The organism is Chryseobacterium lactis, from assembly GCF_003815875.1.
GTDB classification, from domain to species: domain Bacteria; phylum Bacteroidota; class Bacteroidia; order Flavobacteriales; family Weeksellaceae; genus Chryseobacterium; species Chryseobacterium lactis.
The window spans coordinates 2,414,544-2,433,655 of sequence record NZ_CP033924.1 but is presented as its reverse complement, the minus strand read 5'-3'; the positions used below and the strand labels follow the sequence as shown (position 1 = coordinate 2,433,655).

Below are 19,112 nucleotides of genomic sequence, written 5' to 3'. Positions count from 1 at the left end.
TATACTACTCTGCTTTTAATTTCAATGATTGAAGAACCTTCTCAGGATTCTGGAATTTGGTTTTAATTTTCTGGTCATCTTTCACCTTTTGAACACCTTCTAAAAGAATCTGATCCCCTTTAAAAAGGCCTGAACCTACCATATACAAATCAGGAAGCTCATAAGCTACTTTGATATTGCGTGATTTTGCAGTACCATTTTTATCGATCACAAATACATATTTCTGATCCTGAATTTCATAGGTAGCTTTTTGAGGGATGATTAAGGCATTATGAACCGGCATTGCCATCTGAACTTTTCCGGTTTCACCATTTCTCAGAAGTTTGTCAGGGTTTGGAAATTTAGCACGGAAAGCGATATTTCCCGTCTCATTATCAAATTCTCCTTCAATAGTCTGAATTTCTCCTTTTTGTGGATAGGTTTCTCCATTGGCAGTAATAAGTGCCACCTGGTTACTTCCGCGATCTGCCTTATGCGTCTGATAGCTTAAATATTCAGGTTCAGAAACATTGAAATAAGTATAGATACTTGTGTTATCGGATAGGGAAGTCAACAAATCTCCTTCATCCACGAGACTTCCAAGCTTTAAAGGAATTCTGTTGATCACTCCTGAAAACGGAGCTTTGATATCTGTAAATGACAAATGGATTTGTGCCAGTTTCATTTCTGCATTGGCGGCATCCAGCTTGGCTTTTGCCATTGCTTTTTCGTTTTTAGATACAATGTTGTTTCCTGCCAGTGTACTTGCATTTTTAAGCTCAATAGAGGCCTGCTCTACTTCTGCTTTTGCTTTTAATAATTCGGCCTGATAGAGTTTAGGCATAATTCTGAACAATGTCTGTCCAGCCTGTACATATTGTCCTTCATCAACAAAAATTTTCTCAAGGAAACCTTTTTCCTGAGCCCGAACTTCAATATTCTTCACAGATTGAATCTGGGCTACGTATTCTTTGTTGATTACAGTATCCATTACTACAGGAGATGTTACAGGGTATACCGTAACCTCTTCTTTTTCTTCTTTTTTCTTATTGCAGCCAACCGCCAACAGAAGGGCACTCAGCGCAATTCCCGAAGCAACTCTCTTTATCATAATTCTAGAGTTTGTATAAATCGTTAATGTTTGAATAGAAATAAAATGGTAATTAAGAGTAACGCGGTGTGATGATTACCAACAAGCACAACGCAAAGCTCTCCACCTGAAATCAGGCAGAAGTTGAAAGGAAAAAAGAATTTTTAAATTCTAATGGAACGGATCAGAATAAATTTTTTGGTAGAAAGACTAAAAACAAAATCATCAATGTCAGGTTTTAGTCGTTTGCAAGCCTTTAATCCGAAAATATAAATAAGACTAAAAACACCGGCAAAAACTGCAATTGTCTGCAATATATCAGACAACTGGAAATCATTTTCGGCTAATTCTAAGGTTGAATTATCAATATTATCCGCCATCTGCTGAACCGAAAGTTTTTCAAATGTTTGATTCAGACGGTTGGCTTTTTTAGGCAAGTGATGAGAAACATGACCAGAATAGTCATTTCGGAGCGTTTTAACATTAAGTCTACTTTCTACTACGAAGAGCAGAAAAAGACCGGTTAAAAAATATACGATGTAGTTTCTCATTTTGAAGTTGCAAATGTACATTTAGATTATCATACCGTCATAGTAGATTAACAAAATTTAACGATTCTTTAAATAAACTGAATCAAAAAATTTAACAAAAATTAAAATATCATTACCATGTATTTAAAAAAACAAAACTGAAAACAGGGATAAATAGTATAAAATATAAATCACAAGTAACAAACGAAAACCCCTACTTTTGCAATTTTCGCCAGCAGGTAACCCGCTATAATCTAAAAACATAGAATCAAAAACTAATTTTTATCATGAATTCAAATAATTCACATTTGGTTATTGTAATTCTCTTTTTTTTGAATTATTTTTGCCGCAAATTAAAACAACAAATGAAAAAAAATGAAAAAGAAATTAACTTATCAGGTTGGAAATAAAATAGTAAAAAAAACAAATAATACTTATTCTAACATCAAATCCCATCTCTAACTAATCCTTTTTTTGTCTTCATGAAAATTGCCTAGCCGGACTGTACCACAGGTACCGATATTAAAGCATATTCGTTAGTTTATGCAAAATTAACATATATTTATTAAAAATATTCGTAAATTTATATAGTATTAACACCGTAATTCATGAAACACTTTAAAATCACTTATCACTATGAAAAAATTATTACTACCAATTCTTATGGGATTGGCCATCTTTTCCTCAACAGCGTGTAAACATCCGGGTAAAGAAGCTGAAACAATTACAGCAGCTGCCCCTGAAAGCACAGATGACGTCTCCAAAAATGTGTACGTGGATAGTTATGGTGAAAAAATAGAAGTCACCATCAACAAAACAAAGAACACGGCAACCATCCATCTGGATGGAAAAACATATGATCTTAAGAAAAGTGAGGCCTTACCGGAATATACTGCCTCCAATGAAGAGTATCAATATTCTGAAATCAAAGGCAATGTTACTTTTTTGAAGAAAAATGTTGATATGGTTTTGTTTCACCTTAAACAAGGTAAAAAAGAATCAGGCCCTGCAAAAATGGCATCATATTAGTATATATTAAACAAACGTTTAAAAATTTAAATTATGAAAAGCTTGTATTCTTATTTATCAGCTCTTTTTCTGGCTGTATTTCTTGTTTCATGTAATACACAAACTGCACAGAAACCAACCACAACAGATATCACAGGAAAAACCTGGAAATTAACTGAACTTAACGGGCAGCCTATCAAACTAAAAAATCCTAAAAATAATCCACATTTCAAACTTGATATGAATGGAATGAAATACGAAGGTTACGCCGGTTGTAACGGATTGGGCGGTACTTTTGAAATCAAACAGGATATCATGAGAATTAAGTTTAATCAGGGAGTATCTACGATGATGGCGTGTGAAGATCTGGATATTGAAAACCAGTTTTCAAAGGCTTTGCTATCTGCCGATAATTATTCTATAAATGGAAATACTTTGACTTTAAACAAGGCAAGAATGGCTCCTTTAGCTAAATTTGTCCTTCAATAATAAAGAATCAAATCAAAATAAAAATGCCTTACGATTGTAAGGCATTTTTTATGTCTTTTTATTGAATTTCAGATAATATATTAAAAGGCTTAGATTCACCAGAACGGCAAATGAATTGGATAAGATAATCGGTAATTCGTTCTTCATTACCCCATACCATACCCACAGCGACAATCCTGAAATCAAAATCAAAAGCATAACCAAAGAGATGTCTTCTACATTTTTCTCTTTAATCACTTTTACCAGTTGAGGAATCATCGAGACTGAAGTAAGTACTCCTGCCACAATACCTAATATATTTTCATTCATAAATTCGTTGATTACTATAAAAATATGAATTTTTACAATAGCTTATTCAAATCGATTCAATGAAACTTCTTCATGCAAAGGAATATCCTCTTCAATACAACGGAATAAATCCCTGGCAAAATAACATCCGTTCAAAATACCACGTGCGCCGAGCCCATTGAAAACGTACAAATTATTAAAAGTTCCTTGTCTTCCAATGATAGGTCTTCTGTCTTTTACCGTCGGACGAAAACCAAAATGCACCTCTTTTACTTCAAAATCATAGGGATAAAATTCCGAAAGCCCATTTACCAATTGGGTAACGGCAGATTCATCAACATGATTATGAAGTTGGTCTCTATCATACGTTCCACCATAAAAGTGAAGTCCGTTATCGGTTGGAAATAAAAAGTGCTTCTTTTTAATCGTTATATTTTCAGGAATGGGTTGAGAAAGCTTAACCCTTATATGATGGCCTTTGTTGGCATTTACTGTAATCCCGGAAAAATAAGGGTTGTCTTTTACCGCCATACCCTCACAGAAAATAATATTTTTAAAATTAAAATCTTTATAAACCAATTGAGAAGGATCCAGCAGGGTGTAATCGAATTTTTCTTTTACTAAAAAGTCATTTTTTTCAAAATAATCAAATAAACCGGTGAAAAATCCATTCACATTAAGTCTGGCAGATTGATTTACCTTTCCGGTGTGAAAGTCGTTTTTTACTATATCTATATGCTCAAATTTTTCTTCAAGAAAACCAGACAGTTCTTCGGTAGCTGATTTTTTTAACCAAAGCTTTTGTTCGTTTTCGTCATGAAAAATTCTGTGAATAGAAGCATCAATCAAATAGTTTTTACCTGTATATGATGCGATCTCTTTAAGACTGTCTTTAAGAAAATCAATTTGTTCCTGAGCTTTCCAGAATGTGGTAAACTTTTTGAGAACAACAGGATTGATAATTCCGGCAGAAACCTGAGATGCACTCTTTCTCCCTTCAGAAAAAATCACAAATGATTTGTTATTTTTAATCAGCTGATGGGCAAAAAACAGCCCAGCATATCCGTCACCTACGATAATATAATCTACATTTTTCATATGAGAAATTTCATTTACTTAAAGGTCATATGCAATCACCTACTTCATTTACTACTTATAAGCAATAAACAAAGGGGTGATTTCATAATAAAAAAACCTGAGTAAAAGTACTCAGGTTTTGTATAAATATCAAGTGAAATCTAGTAATTCCACATATCATTTTCCATTTCAAGAATCTGCTTTTTGATCCTATCACTTTCATCTATCTGATCATCAGCATCTTTAGGGATGTAATCTTTAATAGTACCATCTCCTAAACCGCTTGAAGATTTATAGATAACCGATGAAAATCTTCTTGCATTGATAATATCATCGAAAGATAAGTCAGCTGAAGAATTTTTTCTGTTGAAAACATAATTATTAGCTAAAATATCTCTTGCATTAGGATAGAAAATCCAGAACAAATCGATAAGCTCATCATTTCCTGCAATAGGTTTTCCGTCTGGTCCGATAACTCCCTGTACTGCAGGGTCAGGTCCCATAGCTGCGAGACCAAGAGGTCTGTACTTCATTTGTCCATCTCTCTTATCCACAAACCACATACCCATTATTTTAAGAACTTTTACTTTATCAGTGGTCGTTTTAAATACGTCGGTATATTCTTTTTTCTCCTTATCTGTTAGTTGTCTTCCAGAGTTTAAGATATCAATGGCAGCATCGTTGATTCTAACATTTTCCAATCTTTTCTGAATTCCTTCAGGAGAAAGTTTCACTGTAAAGTTTTCATCATCATATACCTGCTCAATTTTCCCTGTTAAAGCTGCATCTAGCAATAACTGATATAAAGATCTTGTAGGAGTAGCAAGAAGACCATCCGGATTGTCATAATAGAACGGTTGGTTGATCTTATCATTCATATCAATGATTTCCCAAACAAACATACTCTTAAGGATATCTTTATCCTCAACAAATCCATATTCAAGAGGTTTTACTGTTTTATCAATAATAGTATCACCAACTTTTTGTTTGTTCTCCTCTCTCATCTTTCTAAACTCTTCTGGAGAAGAAGCGTTCAGAATAGTCTGGGAAAAAGCAAATCCCGAAACTAATACTAAAAGGGTGCTAATATATTTTTTCATAATAAATTACAATTTTAGTCCTATTGAACATTAATTAGTATAGGAGTAATGTTTTTAATAGTTTGTCCTTCAAGACCTTGAGCTGTAGCTTTAATATCAAATATTGAAACAACATCTCCGGTTCTCAGATTCTTGATTAATCCTGCTGCGTCATTTAATGAATTACCATGAATCAATAATGCTGCTCTACCAGGTACTCTTACCATAAACTGAGTTACAGTAAATGAAACCGGGAAGTCGAAATCAGGAATAGCAGCCTGTACAGATTGATTTGGAATAGACGTTGCCGGCATTGACAATACGTTCATACCTCTCATCTGACCTTGCGGTGGTGGTACATTCTTGATTCTATATTCAAATACCTGAGATACTGTTTTACCATAAGGATCTACTCCGGAAAGTGTCAACTTAACTGTAGTACCTGTTGAAGGCTTCACATTCCATTTACCAGGACCTGTATTTTTTACAGTAGCTCCCGGAGCTGATAATGAAAGTTTAGAATTATCGGCACCTAAGATTGATCCTGATACAGGGTTCTCAAGTCCTCTATACATTACATTCATTTTATCAGCAGAAAGTAATAATCCTTTTTCAAGTTTTACTTCTCTAGGACCTGCGATTACATTATAGGTATGCGTCCAAGGGAAAGGTTGTGACTTACCTGAAGCATCTGTTAATGTAATAGTTCCTCCTAACTTATGTTCTCCTATTCCGGCACCGGTGATTGAAATAATACCTTTACCATTCTCCACTTTACTAACACCAGAAATACTGATCTTGTTACTGTTTGAATAAGTTCCCAGCATTACTTTAACTTCGGCCTGCTTACCAGCCTGGATGTCAACCGGACCTGAAACAATTGGCTCATAGCTAGAAAACTTAATACTAGCATCAACTTTTTCCTGAAGCAATAGTGCTAATGCATCAGACTGAACATTTCTGGCATCATTTTGGATAATCTCCAAGTTAGATATTGCAGCAATTAGCGGCTGGTGATAAAATTTATTTTGGAACCAGGTCTTATCATTTGGGGATTTCCCTTTAGGGTACTCCGCGATAAGAGACTTGTTAGCTCTCTCTACCAAATCTTTAAGTTGTGCATTGTTACCAAAAGTAGTGTTGATATAATTTCTTACATCATCAATTTTACGTTTTAGTTCCAGCGCATTAGGAGACGGTGAATTTTCATCTCCTTCTTTAAAGAAGTATTCAGTTGTAGCCTCATTGTTATTCAATGCAGCGAAATTTTCACTTACATCGATTTCTTTTCCTGTTTTAGGATCTTTATCATGAAACTCAGATTGTTTTTTCAACAAATCTTTGATATCCTGAGCAGATTTAACCAATACGTCAATCTTGGTCTTCAAAACTTTGTAATCTTCCCAAGGTTTTGCATAGGTATCAGGAACTTGTTGCGCTTTAGCTTCTAACGTTCTTTCAAAAATCTTTTCATTTTTTCTTTCCGTTAAAGTTCTTGTTTCATTCAGCGCTCTTGTAGAGTCATAATATGATCTGATGATTTCTGCATCAATATTTAGGGCCATCATCGCGATGAACACCAAATACATCAGGTTGATCATCTTCTGACGAGGGGTCTGTTTTCCTTGTGCCATTCTCTTTTCTTTGTTTGTTGATTAAATAGTTAAAATTAGAAATGGTTAGGAATTAAGATTTCATAGCGGTTAGCATACCACCATAAACTCTATTTAAATTATTAAGATTAGAAGTTAAACCTTGTAGCTCTTGATTGAATTTTTCAGAATGTTCAGCAGATTTCTGCATATCTGCCACATATTTATTAGCAAATTCAGATTGCTTTTTGCCATTTTCAAGCTGCATTGCGTATAAAGCATTCATACTTTCCATATGCAGAGCCGCTTTGTTTAGCTGATCATTATATTTATGGGTAGAAGCAGATACATCCACAGTCTGATTGATCTGGTCAACAGAACTTGAGAATTTATCAATTCCTGTTCTTAGTCTGTCAAATAATTGTACATCTAATTTAGCATCCTGAAGCATCTTGTCTAATTTGTTAGACAGAGAATTTTCAAGTTCAGCAAATTGATCCTTTGTATTTTTAGTTGTTACATTTGAGTGTAAAGGGTTCGGGTGTGCATGCTTATCTAATAATTCAGGATAAACATTTTCCCAGGCATAAGACTCTTCAGTTTTTGGAGGGTCAAAGGCAAAAATGATAAAGATAATAGCCTCTGTAATAAGCCCTACTGTAAGAGCGATATTACCGTTAATTGGTCCCAGGGTAATGTGAGTAATTTTAAGCCAAGCTCCAAGAATTACAATTGCAGCACCGAATGAATAGAAGAAATTCATCCAAGCATCTTTTGTCTTAAACATATTGAGTTAGTTTTTTTAATGTTAAATAAAATTGTATTGAAAATAATTGTCTGGTTAATTTCTGTTAACTCTTCTTGGTTTAACAGCTGCTTCAGGAATATCCTGTACAGTTCTAAATCCGATATAGCTTCTTGCTGAATCTTTTCTTTCCCAATCTCTGGCTCCCGTCATTAGTGCATATCCTATATCTTTCCAAGATCCACCTCTTACAGATTTTTTAGTATCCTTTGTATCCTTAGTAGAAGGATTTAATGTAGAAGAGAACCCGTACGAAGAATTGTTATATGCAGACACGGTCCACTCAGAAACGTTTCCAGCCATATCAAATAACCCAAACCCATTTTTCTTAAACTTCTTAACTGGAGCTGTATATGTATAAGTACCCTTTTTCTCGTCTTCCATGTAGTTACCTCTCTTCGGTTTGAAGTTGGCTAAGTAGCAACCTCTGTCATCCATTAAATATGGACCTCCCCAAGGGTAAGTAGCATTTTGCATTCCACCTCTTGCAGCATATTCCCACTCTACTTCGGTTGGAAGACGGAACGTCAATGGTCTTTGTTTTTTTCTTTTTAAACTTTCGTTGTAATCAGTTTTCAATTTAGATCTGAAGTTACAATAAGCTCTTGCCTGATCCCATGTTACACCAACTACAGGATAGTTTTTGTAAGCTTTGTGCCAGAAATATTGTTCAAATAATGGCTCATTGTAAGCAAAGTGGAAATCTTTTACCCAAACCGTAGTATCGGGATAGATCGCGATACTCTGGCTTTTAAGGTAATTGGCTCCTCTTTCGTTATCTGCAAGTGCTGCATCCATATCACCCCAACGGTATGTATATTTCAGTTTACTTACATCTAAAATTCTTTCGTTTCCTATTCTGGAAGAAGCCGGCAAGTACATAGATTCTAAAACTTCCGCATATTCTACATCAGGGTATTTTGAAGTACTCCAGTGTAAAGGGATTTTCCAGTCTAGTCTTTTGCTTGCATCATAGCTTCCATCCTCCCGGCCGCCTTGGCCTTCCATATATTCTTGATAAGGTGTTAAATTTTCTTCTTTTTTAGCAAGATATGCATAGTCTCCTATAGCTGCTCCTTTACGTCCGCCTTCGTCACCACCTTCTCCGGCAGCTTCAGCAAGTAAAGTTCTAGCGATAGAATCTCTTACATAATTGATAAATACTCTGTATTCTGAATTGGTAGTTTCTGCTTCATCCATGAAGAAAGAAGAAACAGTAACTGTCTTCAATGATGCTTTTTCAGGAGTATTTGTTGGATCCTGATCTGCCAGACCAGCAACAAATGAACCTGCAGGAATTGCGACCATTCCGTATGGTCTTTCCGCAACAAATGATTTCGTTTTTTCTCTTGGTATCAATTCACCTTTTGTTCCTGGCTTCCCTACAGAAGAGCTGCCACCACCTGAACAAGATACCGATGCTACCGATGCAGACAATAATAAAAGAAATATCCTTTTCATGTTAATTTTTATAATTAAGCCGTAAATATATAATTTTTTTAAGAAACTTTTAAGATTTTTTTTGAAATAACGGAAGAAATCTAAATTTATTTTATTTACAACATTTTTTTATTCCACGGTTACAGATTTTGCAAGGTTTCTCGGTTGATCTACGTTGGCACCTCTATACACTGCAATGTAGTAAGCAAGCAGTTGCAAAGGCACTGACGCCACGATCGGAGAGAAACATTCTGATGTTTCCGGGATTTCAATAACATAATCTGCCATTTCGCTAACCTGACGGTCACCTTTATTAACAACAGCTATAATTTTTCCTTTTCTTGCTTTAATTTCCTGAACGTTACTTACAATCTTATCATAGTGACCTTTTTTAGGTGCGATGATAACGATCGGCATATTTTCGTCTATTAACGCAATAGGGCCGTGCTTCATTTCTGCTGCCGGATATCCTTCTGCGTGGATGTAGGAAATTTCTTTTAATTTTAATGCTCCTTCTAAAGCAGCAGGATAATTGTATCCTCTTCCTAAATAAAGGAAATTGGTAGTACTGATAAAATCTTTTGCAATCTGCTGGATCTGCTCGTGAGTAGAGCTTAATACCTCTTCAACTCTCTTAGGAATAGCATCCAGTTCAGCAATAAGGCTCATAAATTCGGCATTACCTAAATTCCCGTTATGTTTTCCTAACTTGAATGCGATCAAAGTAAGAATCGTAAGCTGAGCGGTAAAAGCTTTTGTAGAAGCTACTCCGATTTCAGGACCTGCATGGGTGTATGAACCTGCATCTGTAATTCTTGCAATGGAAGAATCCACTACATTACAGATACCATATATAAATGCACCTTTTTCTTTTGCTAATTTTAGAGCAGCCATTGTATCAGCGGTTTCTCCTGACTGAGAAATTGCAATCACTACGTCTTTATCTGTAATGATAGGATTTCTGTATCTGAATTCCGAAGCATATTCTACTTCAACCGGAATTCTAGCATATTCCTCAATAAGATATTCTCCGATAAGACCTGCATGCCATGAAGTTCCACAAGCAATAATGATAATTCTGTTGGCATTCTTGAATCTTTCAAGATGATCCCAGATACCAGCCATTTTGATAACGCCCTCATCAACAAGAAGTCTACCTCTCATTGTATCGTGTATAGACTTCGGCTGTTCGAAGATTTCTTTAAGCATAAAATGCTCGTATCCTCCTTTCTCAATCTGCTCCAGGCTTAATTTAAGCATTTGGATTTCAGGCTCAATTTTAGAATTATCGTTAATTGTTCTGATATCTACTCCATTTTCAAGAGAAATGGTTGCCATATGTCCTTCTTCAAGATAGATGGCTTCTTTTGTAAATTCTACGAAAGGAGAAGCGTCAGACGCAATAAAGTACTCCTTATCACCGATTCCGATTGCTAAAGGAGAACCTAATCTTCCTACAACCAATACTCCAGGATAGTCTTCGTGAAGTACCGTGATTGCATAAGCTCCATATACCTCATTCAATGCATATCTCACTGCAGTCGGGAAGTCTATTTCAGGGTTGAGATCCATAAAATACTGGATCAGATTAACCAAAACTTCTGTATCTGTTTCTGATTTGAAAGTAAATCCTTTTTCAGTAAGCATTGTTTTAATAGTATCATAATTCTCAATGATCCCGTTATGTACAATTGCTATTTTACCATTATTTGACAAATGTGGATGGGAATTTCTATCACTAGGCACCCCGTGAGTAGCCCAACGTGTATGCCCCATTCCAATGTTGAATTTTCCTTTAAAATCTTTCGAAATATTCACCAAATCATCAACTTTACCTTTTGTTTTTTCTACTTCCAATTTATTATTTGGACCTTCCAAAACAATTCCGGCACTGTCATATCCTCTGTATTCTAGTCTTCTAAGCCCATTGATTACAATATCATAAGCATCCTGAAAACCTGTATATCCTACTATTCCGCACATATTTATTTTGTCTAGTGTTGTTGTTTATTGTGTTTTATTTTTTTGTCGCGTAAGTAACGATTAGCTGTACTCTTTTATTATTCGTACTACCAGCACTTCCTACTAAGACAGTTCTGTTCATATCGATTGCTCTCGTTGTGTATTTTGCTCCTACAACGGCACCTTGGCTATTTCTCGCAAACGATCCCTGGCTGATACGTAATGGATTGTTGACAAATGGTTTATTATCATTACTGGTGTCTTGCTTACCTTCAACAATATTCTTAAGCGTTTTTGTGATTGTAAAATCATAATAGTCAGTATTATCCTTATTACCGATAGTATAAATACTGAATCCATTAAGGGCATCAGATGTAAACTGTGTAAGGTCTGTCTTATTATCTTTTGTAGTCACCTTAGGAACAAGCGTAAATCTGCGATCTGCCGCTACACCTTTTGTATTTGTATAAAACGAGCTACTAGGATCGACATACAATCTAATTTTCGCTCCTATGATACCAATCTTCTCATCCAAAAACTTCTTCTTAAGTTTCTCAATTTCATCATCCGGAATTTTCACTTCAATAGATGGACCTCCCATTCCCTGAACATAAAGTTTTGGATCTCCGCTTGTTGGGTTACTTCCTGACACAGCATCCTTAACCGGGGCTCCATTTCTATTATATTCATATTGTCCGATATGAGCGTTAGGACTTCCAAGACTAAACTTAAGAGTGGTCTGTGGATGAGTTACTACCCCATTATCCGTTTTATCATATTTGTAGTACATAATCAGTTCCATATCATCCGGTGAGAACTGGAAAAGATATCCGTCCGTTGGTTCTACAGAAATTCTGATTCCTTTGAAATATCTTGTGAAGTTGGCAGCGTCCTGAAGTTCAGGTTTCCCTTTTTTATCTATGATCTGAGTCTGGAAAAAGTTGGTATTAGATAAATTAATTCTAAACCCTAAGTTCCCTGTGAATACATTGCTGTTATCAGATTTCTTCGTAACCGAAACAGTACTTACAGTCCCGTCAAAAACACCTGAACCCAATAATGCACCAGTACTTACAGTTACATTAGAACGTTGGAAGTTTTCAGCGTTAGCATCCAAGAATGTAGTCACTTCCTCTACATTTATTTTCATGGATTTAGTGGTCTTATAGTTACCATATTTACGAACAGGATATGTCTTTTTCTCAATTGAAACAGCTACCTTTTCAGCACCAACCGGAAAATCACTTCTATCATAAGCACCAGGTGCTTTGATTGAATCTGCAATATAATAAATATCGTCTGCTGTATTAGCCGGTGGTCTTACTACCAGTACAACAGAATCCACTTTTGCATTCGGACCATTAAAATCAAAATTATCTGAAGGCATTCTCAACTGGGTAAGGTAAGATGCTTTCTGCATACCAAAGTTTGATTCATTGAAAGCTCCCAAGACTCCAACAGACACGAGCCCGTTTGATGCATTCACTGCACTAAATAGTCTGGAGGCATCACTTCGTATAGAATCGTTATTGTCGATATTGTATGCAATTACATCAATTGGAAGTTCATTACCTTGTGCGGCATCTTTATCAAACAGTTGCTGCCCAAGAGCATCTGCATCGGGTTCACAGTTATAAAGGATTGTACTTGCGAAAATCGCCAATAGAAGCATGGCGAAGGTCCTTTTAAGAGTATGAGTCATTAAAAATGTGTTTTAATAAAGTTGGTTTATAGAATCTACGTCAAGATACTCGGATTTTTGAGTAGAGGTTTCGTTAAAAGCCTTATCAAGGTCTTCATCCAGAAACTCGTCTCCTTTCACTACGGCATCTACATAGTTCATGCTTTCGATAACAAAGCTTTTGATTGTTGGATTTTCTAACGCTTTTAATCCTGAAATATTATCAAACTTCAATTTTTCATCAATCTTTTTGTCAAGGTCTGCGTCCTTCTCATTATAAAGAGAAAGAACAATTTTAGCGTCCTTAAAGTAAGTATCTGATTCGTAATAAGTTTTAAGATAAATTGGAACAAATGAAGACATCCATCCATTAAGATGAATAACATCAGGAACCCAGTTCAGTTTCTTGATGGTTTCGATAACTCCTCTTGCAAAGAAAATGGCTCTTTCGTCATTATCTTCGAAAGGATTTCCTTCATCGTCGACATAGTATTGTTTTCTCTTGAAGTATTCTTCGTTGTCGATAAAGTACACCTGAAGTCTTTCCCCCGGAAGAGACGCTACTTTAATGATTAAGGGTTGATCCAGATCATTGATGATGATGTTCATTCCTGAAAGGCGGATCACCTCATGCAGTTGGAATTTTCTCTCACTTATTTGTCCAAATCTTGGCATAAAAACTCTTACATCATTGCCTTCATTGTGCATCTTAAGTGCCATTTTGTTTACCACTGCAGCCATATTTGTGTCTTCTTGATATGGATACATCTCTGTAGTAATGTACAGTATTTTTTGATTCGGCATAAACTTTCTATCTAATTTTTGTAAAAATGCTTTAATGTGCAAAATTACAAAAAAACATCCAACATTATTTTAATTAACATTTTTTTACGAAAATTCCCTTTTCCAAATTATTAAAAACACATGTTATTATGTGATATTTTTACTAATTTTGAATTAGTATTAAAATAAACTATGGAAGTTATAAAAAATAGGAAAGTCCTTCAGGATTTCATTGAAAGACAGAAAGAAATGGGAAAAAGAATAGGCTTTGCCCCCACTATGGGAGCACTCCATAAAGGCCACCTTTCCCTGTATGAAGAGGCAAAAAAAGAAAATGACCTTGTTATTTCATCAATTTTTGTAAATCCTACTCAATTTAACAATTCTGAGGATCTTCAGAAGTATCCTAGGGACATCAACAGAGATATTTTAATTCTGGAAAACTCAGGTCTCGTAGATGCAGTTTATATTCCTGAAGTAACGGATATTTATCCTGAAAAAACAGAAAGCAAATCTTATGATTTTGACGGATTGGAAAATGAAATGGAAGGAAAATCAAGACCAGGCCACTTTGATGGTGTGGGAACCGTTGTGGAAGAACTCTTCAAACAGATACAACCTGACAGTGCTTATTTTGGAGAAAAAGATTTTCAACAGCTTGCTATCATTAATAAAATGGTAGAAAAAAAGCATATTCCTGTGAAAATAGTAGGCGTCCCGATTTACAGAGCAGAAAACGGACTGGCTTTAAGCTCCAGAAACCAAAGACTTCAGGAAGAGCGAAAAGAAGCTTCTAAAATCATTTATGAAACGTTGGAAAAAGTAAATGACTGGTTCAGAACCGTGACAATACCGGAAATCAAAGAAAGAGTAAACGATATTTTCGATGGACAGCAAGGAATGAAGCTTGAATACTTCCTGATTGCTGATGAAAAAACACTGCAGGAAACCAATTTTTTCTATAAAGACAGAAACTTCAGAGCATTTATTGTAGTAGTTGTGGACGGCGTAAGATTAATTGATAATATGCATCTGGATTAACATTATTTAGCAAAAAAAGTTATTCCTTATTTAAAATACGACTCTGATCATTAATGGTCAGAGTTTTTATTTTAATGATCCTCCAACATATTTCGGATCATCATCCTCAGATCATTTTTTTTCTCGCCTGACTTTAACGGAATCAGTCTAAAAGTTGGGGAATAATATTGCCTGTATTTATGTAATTTAATTTCACGCAAAGCTTTTAGCAACTTATCTCATTTTTTAAGAAAGCAAAGAATGGAATCAATTTCATTGATTCTTTTCAAAGCGAATGCGTATCCATGAAGCTTCTTCTGTGACAAAGTCGCACTTCTTAGCTCTGTAAAATAAAAGATTTGAGTGATCTTTTGTGATTAAAAATATCACTCATATTTCAACAAGAATTTTAAAACAAAAAATCAAAGGCCTCCTGAAGGAGGCCTTTGAAACACCAAATCACAAAATATTAATATGAAAAAAATTTACTTTTCAGTAAACTTGTGACCCGGCTGGGATTCGAACCCAGGACCCATACATTAAAAGTGTATTGCTCTACCAGCTGAGCTACCGAGTCGGCCACAATTAAAAATGAATAAATTCACTAATAATCATTAAATTTTCTTTGCAGTGCCTGCGACTGGACTCGAACCAGCACATCCTTAGGAAACCACCCCCTCAAGATGGCGTGTCTACCAATTTCACCACGCAGGCAATAAAATTACAAAAATTCCAGTAATTTTTCTTGCTTGTGACCCGGCTGGGATTCGAACCCAGGACCCATACATTAAAAGTGTATTGCTCTACCAGCTGAGCTACCGAGTCGGTCACTTACTCATCAAGTTTCATTTAAGTAATGTCCCTTGTTTTAAGTGGTGCAAAGATATGACTTTTTTCTTTATCTCAAAACTTTTTCGCAAATTTGTTAAAAATAAATTCATGATAATTTCACTGATCGGATATATGGGAAGTGGCAAATCTCACATTTCCAAAATATTAAGCGAGAAAATAAATTTCAAACTAATTGACCTTGATAAAGAGATTTCCAGAAGAAATAAATTAACCATTCCTGAAATTTTCGAAAAAAAGGGCGAAATTCACTTTAGAAAGCTTGAAAGAGAGGCTTTGGAAGAAATATTAGCTTCTGAAGAAAATGTAGTATTAAGCGTTGGTGGAGGGACTCCGGTTTATTATAATAACATGGAGATTATTAACCACAGCTCTAAAAGTATCTTTTTGCGAACTGGTGTGGGTACGTTAGTTGAAAGACTGTTGAAACAAAAAGAAAAAAGGCCATTAATTGCCAATATATCAGATGAAGACCTCCCGGAATTCATCGCTAAACACTTATTTGAAAGAAATCAGTTTTACAGTAAGGCACAATTCACTGTAGGAACAGACTCCCGGGAACCTGAAGATATTGTTACAGAAATCATAGAAAAGCTCTATCTCTAGAGCTTTTTCTTTTAATCTTCAGTTTCATTACTTTCGGTATCATCAGTTTCCCCAAAAAAGTCATCCCAATCTGTAAAATCTGCAGTGACATCATTCCCTACATAGTCGTCCATTTCTCTTCTGTCTTTTTTTGTAGGTCTTCCTTCTCCCTTATTTCTGTAATAATCCTGGGACATTTTACGAAGTTTCAGTAATTCATACTGCTCTTTATCGGTCACATCCTGGATATGAAGCGGCACCAATTTGGCTCCAATTCTACTTTTAGGAATCTGAATAACTTTTATTTTATAGTCAATCTGATTTTTACGAATCTTGATTACATCCCCTTCCTTTACCTCTTTAGATGATTTTACGGCAGACGTTCCAATAGAAACTCTGTTCTTTTTAATCTCCTCTGCTGCAATACTTCTCGTTTTATAAAAACGAATACTCCATAAAAATTTATCTATTCTCATAATTTTTTATACTTTTGCCGTTATATTATTTGTAAAGTAATTAAAGTTTTTTGAAATGAAAAAAATATTTTTATATACCCTTGTAGGATCTTTATGTTTTTCTGCATGTAAAAAAGATGATGATGTAGCAACATATCAGGAGCCTTCAGATATTGCCACTCAGGATAGCTATGACGATCAGTCTATTAAAAAGTTTATGGACGAAAATTATCTGGATGTACAGGGAAATATAAAACCTTTCAGTGCTACTGATACCACTGATGATAAAGAAAAAAAATTATCTGCACTCCCTTTTGAAAAATTACCTTCAGGTACTATTTATATCATGAGAGATGGAGCACAACCTACAACCGATGCTCAAACAATTAAAGACACTGATATCATTAAACTCATGGGTAAAGTTAACACCTATGTAGCTGCCCAAACTGATGGAAACGTAGCTTTTACATCTCAAACTGCTTTTTTAAATACAATTAACGGAAGTGGAATTCCAAGTATTGATCCTATGTATTATTATGTAAAACAGCAAACACTGGACGCTGCTACTACCGCTGTGGCAAAAGACGCCAGTTATTATCAAATACCAGGATTTAGAGAAGCATTATTAAAATTCAAAGCTTTTAATAATATTTCCAGTGGAACACCTTATAATTTACAAGGAGTAATAATTGTACCTTCCAGAGCTGCATTTGCAAGAAATGCTCATTATCCTTATTTGGGTATATCTTACAGAAACAGATCTTTTGTTTTTAACTTCCAGATTTATGGAAGAGCAGACAGACCTACCGATCAAATACAGAAGCCAAAATAACAGCAAAAAAAAACCGTCACACGACGGTTTTTTTATTTTATATCATTAAAATCTTGCTTTCTGTTTTACATTCCCCAAGATATCCGGGAAATATAGGTCTGCAAGGTGATCAAATTCGTCTCCTCTCATAAACATCGTGGCATCCACTTCTTCATAAGAGCTTCTTCCAGCCGCTGCTATCAGCTCATTACAGGTATGAAGTGTATTTTTATGGAAGTGATATACTCTTTCACTTTTATCGGTTACATCTAATCCTTTAATCAACATTTTATCCTGCGTAGCCACTCCCGTCGGGCAGTTATTGGAATTACATCTTAAAGCCTGGATACATCCCAAAGAGAACATAAATCCTCTTGCATTATTACACATATCTGCTCCCATGGCAACCGCTCTTAAAATATCAAGGCTCGTAAGTACTTTACCACTGGCAATTACTCTTAATTTATTTCTTAAGTTATAATTATTAAGCGTTCTGTTTACAAATATTAAAGCCGGTTCCAAAGGCATTCCTACTCCATCTGAGAATTCCGGCGGAGCTGCTCCTGTTCCTCCTTCTGCTCCGTCAATGGTAATAAAGTCAGGATAAATCTTCAGAACATTCATTTGAACACAAACATCTTCAAATTCTTTAGTATCACCGATACATAACTTAAATCCTACCGGTTTTCCACCTGAAAGTTCTCTCAGCTCCTGAACAAATCTCAATAGTCCGGCAGCATCAGAAAAAGAAGTATGTGATGGTGGAGAAATTACGGTCATTCCCGGTGTTACGTGACGAATTGCTGCAATTTCCGGTGTGTTTTTCACTCCCGGAAGTACTCCACCATGTCCTGGTTTCGCACCTTGTGACAACTTGATTTCAATCATTTTCACATTGGGAAGGGTTGAATATTTTGCAAATAATTCAGCATTAAACTTTCCTTCGTCATCACGGCATCCAAAGTATCCGGTTCCAATTTGCCAGCAAAGATCACCTCCTTCCAGATGGTACGGAGAAATTCCTCCTTCTCCTGTATTGTGATAAAAATTCCCTTTTTTTGCTCCTCTGTTCAAAGAAATCTGAGCTCTGTCACTTAATGCTCCAAAACTCATCGCTGAGATATTAAATAAAGAGGCATGGTATGGCTGTGTACACTGTTCTCCTCCTACCCAAACTCTCGGAAGCTCTTCTGAAGGAGACTTTGCATAAATAGAATGCTTGATTCCTTCATATTTTCTATGATTAACCTCCAGCTGTGTACCAAAAGCTACCGTATCACTTAAGTTTTTAGCACGTCTGTATACTGCAGAACGCTGATTTCTTGGAAAAGGCTTCCCATCGGTTTCCCTTTCAATAAAATATTGCTGCATTTCGGGTGAAATACTTTCAAAAAAGTACCTGAAGTACCCCAAAACCGGGAAGTTCCTCAAAATAGCATGTTTCGATTGATAGGCATTGTAAACACCCAATGCATAAATGGCGGATAACAGCGTTGGTATCCAATAATGCGTTCTGATCAGTAACGCTACGGTCCAGGTAGCAATTACTAATACAATTCCCCAAGATAAAAACTTATCTCTCATGAATG

General features: G+C 35.5%; 18 protein-coding genes and 3 tRNA genes. 5 read left to right on the top strand and 16 right to left on the bottom strand.

The window, feature by feature from the left end; translation table 11 throughout:
* Positions 1–4 precede the first annotated feature (4 nt).
* Both EG342_RS10775 and EG342_RS10770 read right to left on the bottom strand, forming a co-directional pair.
* Positions 5–1,087 (bottom strand): efflux RND transporter periplasmic adaptor subunit, encoded by a 1,083-nt coding sequence (locus EG342_RS10775; protein WP_103291710.1) that lies wholly within the window; start codon positions 1,085–1,087, stop codon positions 5–7.
* Between the two features lie 146 nt (positions 1,088–1,233).
* On the bottom strand, positions 1,234–1,620 hold the full coding sequence (locus EG342_RS10770; RefSeq protein WP_103291038.1) for a hypothetical protein: 387 nt from the start codon (positions 1,618–1,620) through the stop codon (positions 1,234–1,236).
* A 615-nt stretch (positions 1,621–2,235) separates the two neighbouring features.
* Here EG342_RS10770 and EG342_RS10765 point away from each other — a divergent pair.
* Both EG342_RS10765 and EG342_RS10760 read left to right on the top strand, forming a co-directional pair.
* Positions 2,236–2,628: a hypothetical protein gene (locus tag EG342_RS10765; protein ID WP_103291041.1), complete on the top strand. Its 393-nt coding sequence runs from the start codon at positions 2,236–2,238 to the stop codon at positions 2,626–2,628.
* Positions 2,629–2,661: 33 nt separating this feature from the next.
* Positions 2,662–3,096, top strand: coding sequence for an META domain-containing protein (locus EG342_RS10760; protein ID WP_103291043.1), 435 nt, complete (start codon positions 2,662–2,664; stop codon positions 3,094–3,096).
* A gap of 48 nt (positions 3,097–3,144) precedes the next feature.
* Here the strand turns inward: EG342_RS10760 and EG342_RS10755 are convergent, their stop codons facing one another.
* From EG342_RS10755 to EG342_RS10715, 9 genes are all read right to left on the bottom strand, one after another.
* The gene (locus EG342_RS10755; protein ID WP_103291046.1) at positions 3,145–3,405 is read right to left on the bottom strand and encodes a SemiSWEET transporter; all 261 of its coding nucleotides are present in this window, start codon (positions 3,403–3,405) and stop codon (positions 3,145–3,147) included.
* A gap of 42 nt (positions 3,406–3,447) precedes the next feature.
* Positions 3,448–4,482 carry an NAD(P)/FAD-dependent oxidoreductase gene (locus tag EG342_RS10750; protein ID WP_103291048.1) on the bottom strand — a complete coding sequence of 345 codons (1,035 nt, stop codon included), beginning with the start codon at positions 4,480–4,482 and terminating at the stop codon, positions 3,448–3,450.
* Positions 4,483–4,622: 140 nt separating this feature from the next.
* Positions 4,623–5,561, bottom strand: coding sequence for a type IX secretion system ring subunit PorN/GldN (porN, locus tag EG342_RS10745; protein ID WP_103291050.1), 939 nt, complete (start codon positions 5,559–5,561; stop codon positions 4,623–4,625).
* 20 nt (positions 5,562–5,581) lie between these two features.
* A complete protein-coding gene (gene porM, locus EG342_RS10740; RefSeq protein ID WP_103291052.1) occupies positions 5,582–7,174 on the bottom strand; it encodes a type IX secretion system motor protein PorM/GldM in 1,593 nt (530 codons plus the stop codon).
* A 52-nt stretch (positions 7,175–7,226) separates the two neighbouring features.
* Positions 7,227–7,919, bottom strand: coding sequence for a type IX secretion system motor protein PorL/GldL (porL, locus tag EG342_RS10735; RefSeq protein ID WP_103291055.1), 693 nt, complete (start codon positions 7,917–7,919; stop codon positions 7,227–7,229).
* 54 nt (positions 7,920–7,973) lie between these two features.
* Entirely contained in the window at positions 7,974–9,398 is a 1,425-nt protein-coding gene (gene porK, locus EG342_RS10730; RefSeq protein ID WP_103291058.1) for a T9SS ring complex lipoprotein PorK/GldK, read from the bottom strand.
* Between the two features lie 108 nt (positions 9,399–9,506).
* Complete coding sequence (gene glmS / locus EG342_RS10725; protein ID WP_103291060.1) at positions 9,507–11,360, bottom strand: glutamine--fructose-6-phosphate transaminase (isomerizing); 1,854 nt, start codon at positions 11,358–11,360, stop codon at positions 9,507–9,509.
* Positions 11,361–11,394: 34 nt separating this feature from the next.
* On the bottom strand, positions 11,395–13,041 hold the full coding sequence (locus EG342_RS10720; protein WP_103291062.1) for a DUF4270 family protein: 1,647 nt from the start codon (positions 13,039–13,041) through the stop codon (positions 11,395–11,397).
* A gap of 12 nt (positions 13,042–13,053) precedes the next feature.
* A complete protein-coding gene (locus EG342_RS10715) occupies positions 13,054–13,824 on the bottom strand; it encodes a glycogen/starch synthase (RefSeq protein ID WP_103291065.1) in 771 nt (256 codons plus the stop codon).
* 171 nt (positions 13,825–13,995) lie between these two features.
* On the opposite strand from EG342_RS10715, the gene panC reads away from it, so the two are divergent.
* The gene (gene panC, locus EG342_RS10710; RefSeq protein WP_103291069.1) at positions 13,996–14,844 is read left to right on the top strand and encodes a pantoate--beta-alanine ligase; all 849 of its coding nucleotides are present in this window, start codon (positions 13,996–13,998) and stop codon (positions 14,842–14,844) included.
* Positions 14,845–15,327: 483 nt separating this feature from the next.
* On the opposite strand, the gene EG342_RS10705 is transcribed toward panC, so the two are convergent.
* The 3 genes from EG342_RS10705 to EG342_RS10695 all read right to left on the bottom strand — a co-directional run bounded on the left by EG342_RS10705 (position 15,328) and on the right by EG342_RS10695 (position 15,648).
* Positions 15,328–15,400, bottom strand: a tRNA-Lys gene (locus EG342_RS10705).
* A gap of 54 nt (positions 15,401–15,454) precedes the next feature.
* Positions 15,455–15,537 (bottom strand) — tRNA-Leu (locus EG342_RS10700).
* Between the two features lie 38 nt (positions 15,538–15,575).
* A tRNA-Lys gene (locus EG342_RS10695) sits at positions 15,576–15,648 on the bottom strand.
* A 114-nt stretch (positions 15,649–15,762) separates the two neighbouring features.
* Between EG342_RS10695 and EG342_RS10690 the strand changes: the two genes are divergently transcribed.
* Positions 15,763–16,278 (top strand): shikimate kinase, encoded by a 516-nt coding sequence (locus EG342_RS10690; RefSeq protein ID WP_164465168.1) that lies wholly within the window; start codon positions 15,763–15,765, stop codon positions 16,276–16,278.
* An 11-nt stretch (positions 16,279–16,289) separates the two neighbouring features.
* Here EG342_RS10690 and EG342_RS10685 read toward each other — a convergent pair whose 3' ends face one another.
* Complete coding sequence (locus EG342_RS10685) at positions 16,290–16,733, bottom strand: RNA-binding S4 domain-containing protein (protein ID WP_103291075.1); 444 nt, start codon at positions 16,731–16,733, stop codon at positions 16,290–16,292.
* Between the two features lie 55 nt (positions 16,734–16,788).
* On the opposite strand from EG342_RS10685, the gene EG342_RS10680 reads away from it, so the two are divergent.
* Entirely contained in the window at positions 16,789–17,544 is a 756-nt protein-coding gene (locus EG342_RS10680) for a hypothetical protein (RefSeq protein WP_103291077.1), read from the top strand.
* Between the two features lie 45 nt (positions 17,545–17,589).
* On the opposite strand, the gene EG342_RS10675 is transcribed toward EG342_RS10680, so the two are convergent.
* Positions 17,590–19,107 carry an FMN-binding glutamate synthase family protein gene (locus EG342_RS10675; protein WP_103291079.1) on the bottom strand — a complete coding sequence of 506 codons (1,518 nt, stop codon included), beginning with the start codon at positions 19,105–19,107 and terminating at the stop codon, positions 17,590–17,592.
* Positions 19,108–19,112: the final 5 nt, after the last annotated feature.

Excerpts from the sequence above, each read along its gene's own strand:
- glmS (WP_103291060.1), bottom strand. The coding sequence starts at position 11,360 with ATGTGCGGAATAGTAGGATATACAGGTTTTCAGGATGCTTATGATATT.
- EG342_RS10760 (WP_103291043.1), top strand. The coding sequence starts at position 2,662 with ATGAAAAGCTTGTATTCTTATTTATCAGCTCTTTTTCTGGCTGTATTT.
- EG342_RS10715 (WP_103291065.1), bottom strand. The coding sequence starts at position 13,824 with ATGCCGAATCAAAAAATACTGTACATTACTACAGAGATGTATCCATAT.
- EG342_RS10770 (WP_103291038.1), bottom strand. The coding sequence starts at position 1,620 with ATGAGAAACTACATCGTATATTTTTTAACCGGTCTTTTTCTGCTCTTC.
- porK (WP_103291058.1), bottom strand. The coding sequence starts at position 9,398 with ATGAAAAGGATATTTCTTTTATTATTGTCTGCATCGGTAGCATCGGTA.
- EG342_RS10765 (WP_103291041.1), top strand. The coding sequence starts at position 2,236 with ATGAAAAAATTATTACTACCAATTCTTATGGGATTGGCCATCTTTTCC.
- EG342_RS10675 (WP_103291079.1), bottom strand. The coding sequence starts at position 19,107 with ATGAGAGATAAGTTTTTATCTTGGGGAATTGTATTAGTAATTGCTACC.
- EG342_RS10755 (WP_103291046.1), bottom strand. The coding sequence starts at position 3,405 with ATGAATGAAAATATATTAGGTATTGTGGCAGGAGTACTTACTTCAGTC.
- EG342_RS10720 (WP_103291062.1), bottom strand. The coding sequence starts at position 13,041 with ATGACTCATACTCTTAAAAGGACCTTCGCCATGCTTCTATTGGCGATT.
- EG342_RS10685 (WP_103291075.1), bottom strand. The coding sequence starts at position 16,733 with ATGAGAATAGATAAATTTTTATGGAGTATTCGTTTTTATAAAACGAGA.
- panC (WP_103291069.1), top strand. The coding sequence starts at position 13,996 with ATGGAAGTTATAAAAAATAGGAAAGTCCTTCAGGATTTCATTGAAAGA.
- porN (WP_103291050.1), bottom strand. The coding sequence starts at position 5,561 with ATGAAAAAATATATTAGCACCCTTTTAGTATTAGTTTCGGGATTTGCT.
- EG342_RS10750 (WP_103291048.1), bottom strand. The coding sequence starts at position 4,482 with ATGAAAAATGTAGATTATATTATCGTAGGTGACGGATATGCTGGGCTG.
- porM (WP_103291052.1), bottom strand. The coding sequence starts at position 7,174 with ATGGCACAAGGAAAACAGACCCCTCGTCAGAAGATGATCAACCTGATG.
- porL (WP_103291055.1), bottom strand. The coding sequence starts at position 7,919 with ATGTTTAAGACAAAAGATGCTTGGATGAATTTCTTCTATTCATTCGGT.
- EG342_RS10690 (WP_164465168.1), top strand. The coding sequence starts at position 15,763 with ATGATAATTTCACTGATCGGATATATGGGAAGTGGCAAATCTCACATT.
- EG342_RS10680 (WP_103291077.1), top strand. The coding sequence starts at position 16,789 with ATGAAAAAAATATTTTTATATACCCTTGTAGGATCTTTATGTTTTTCT.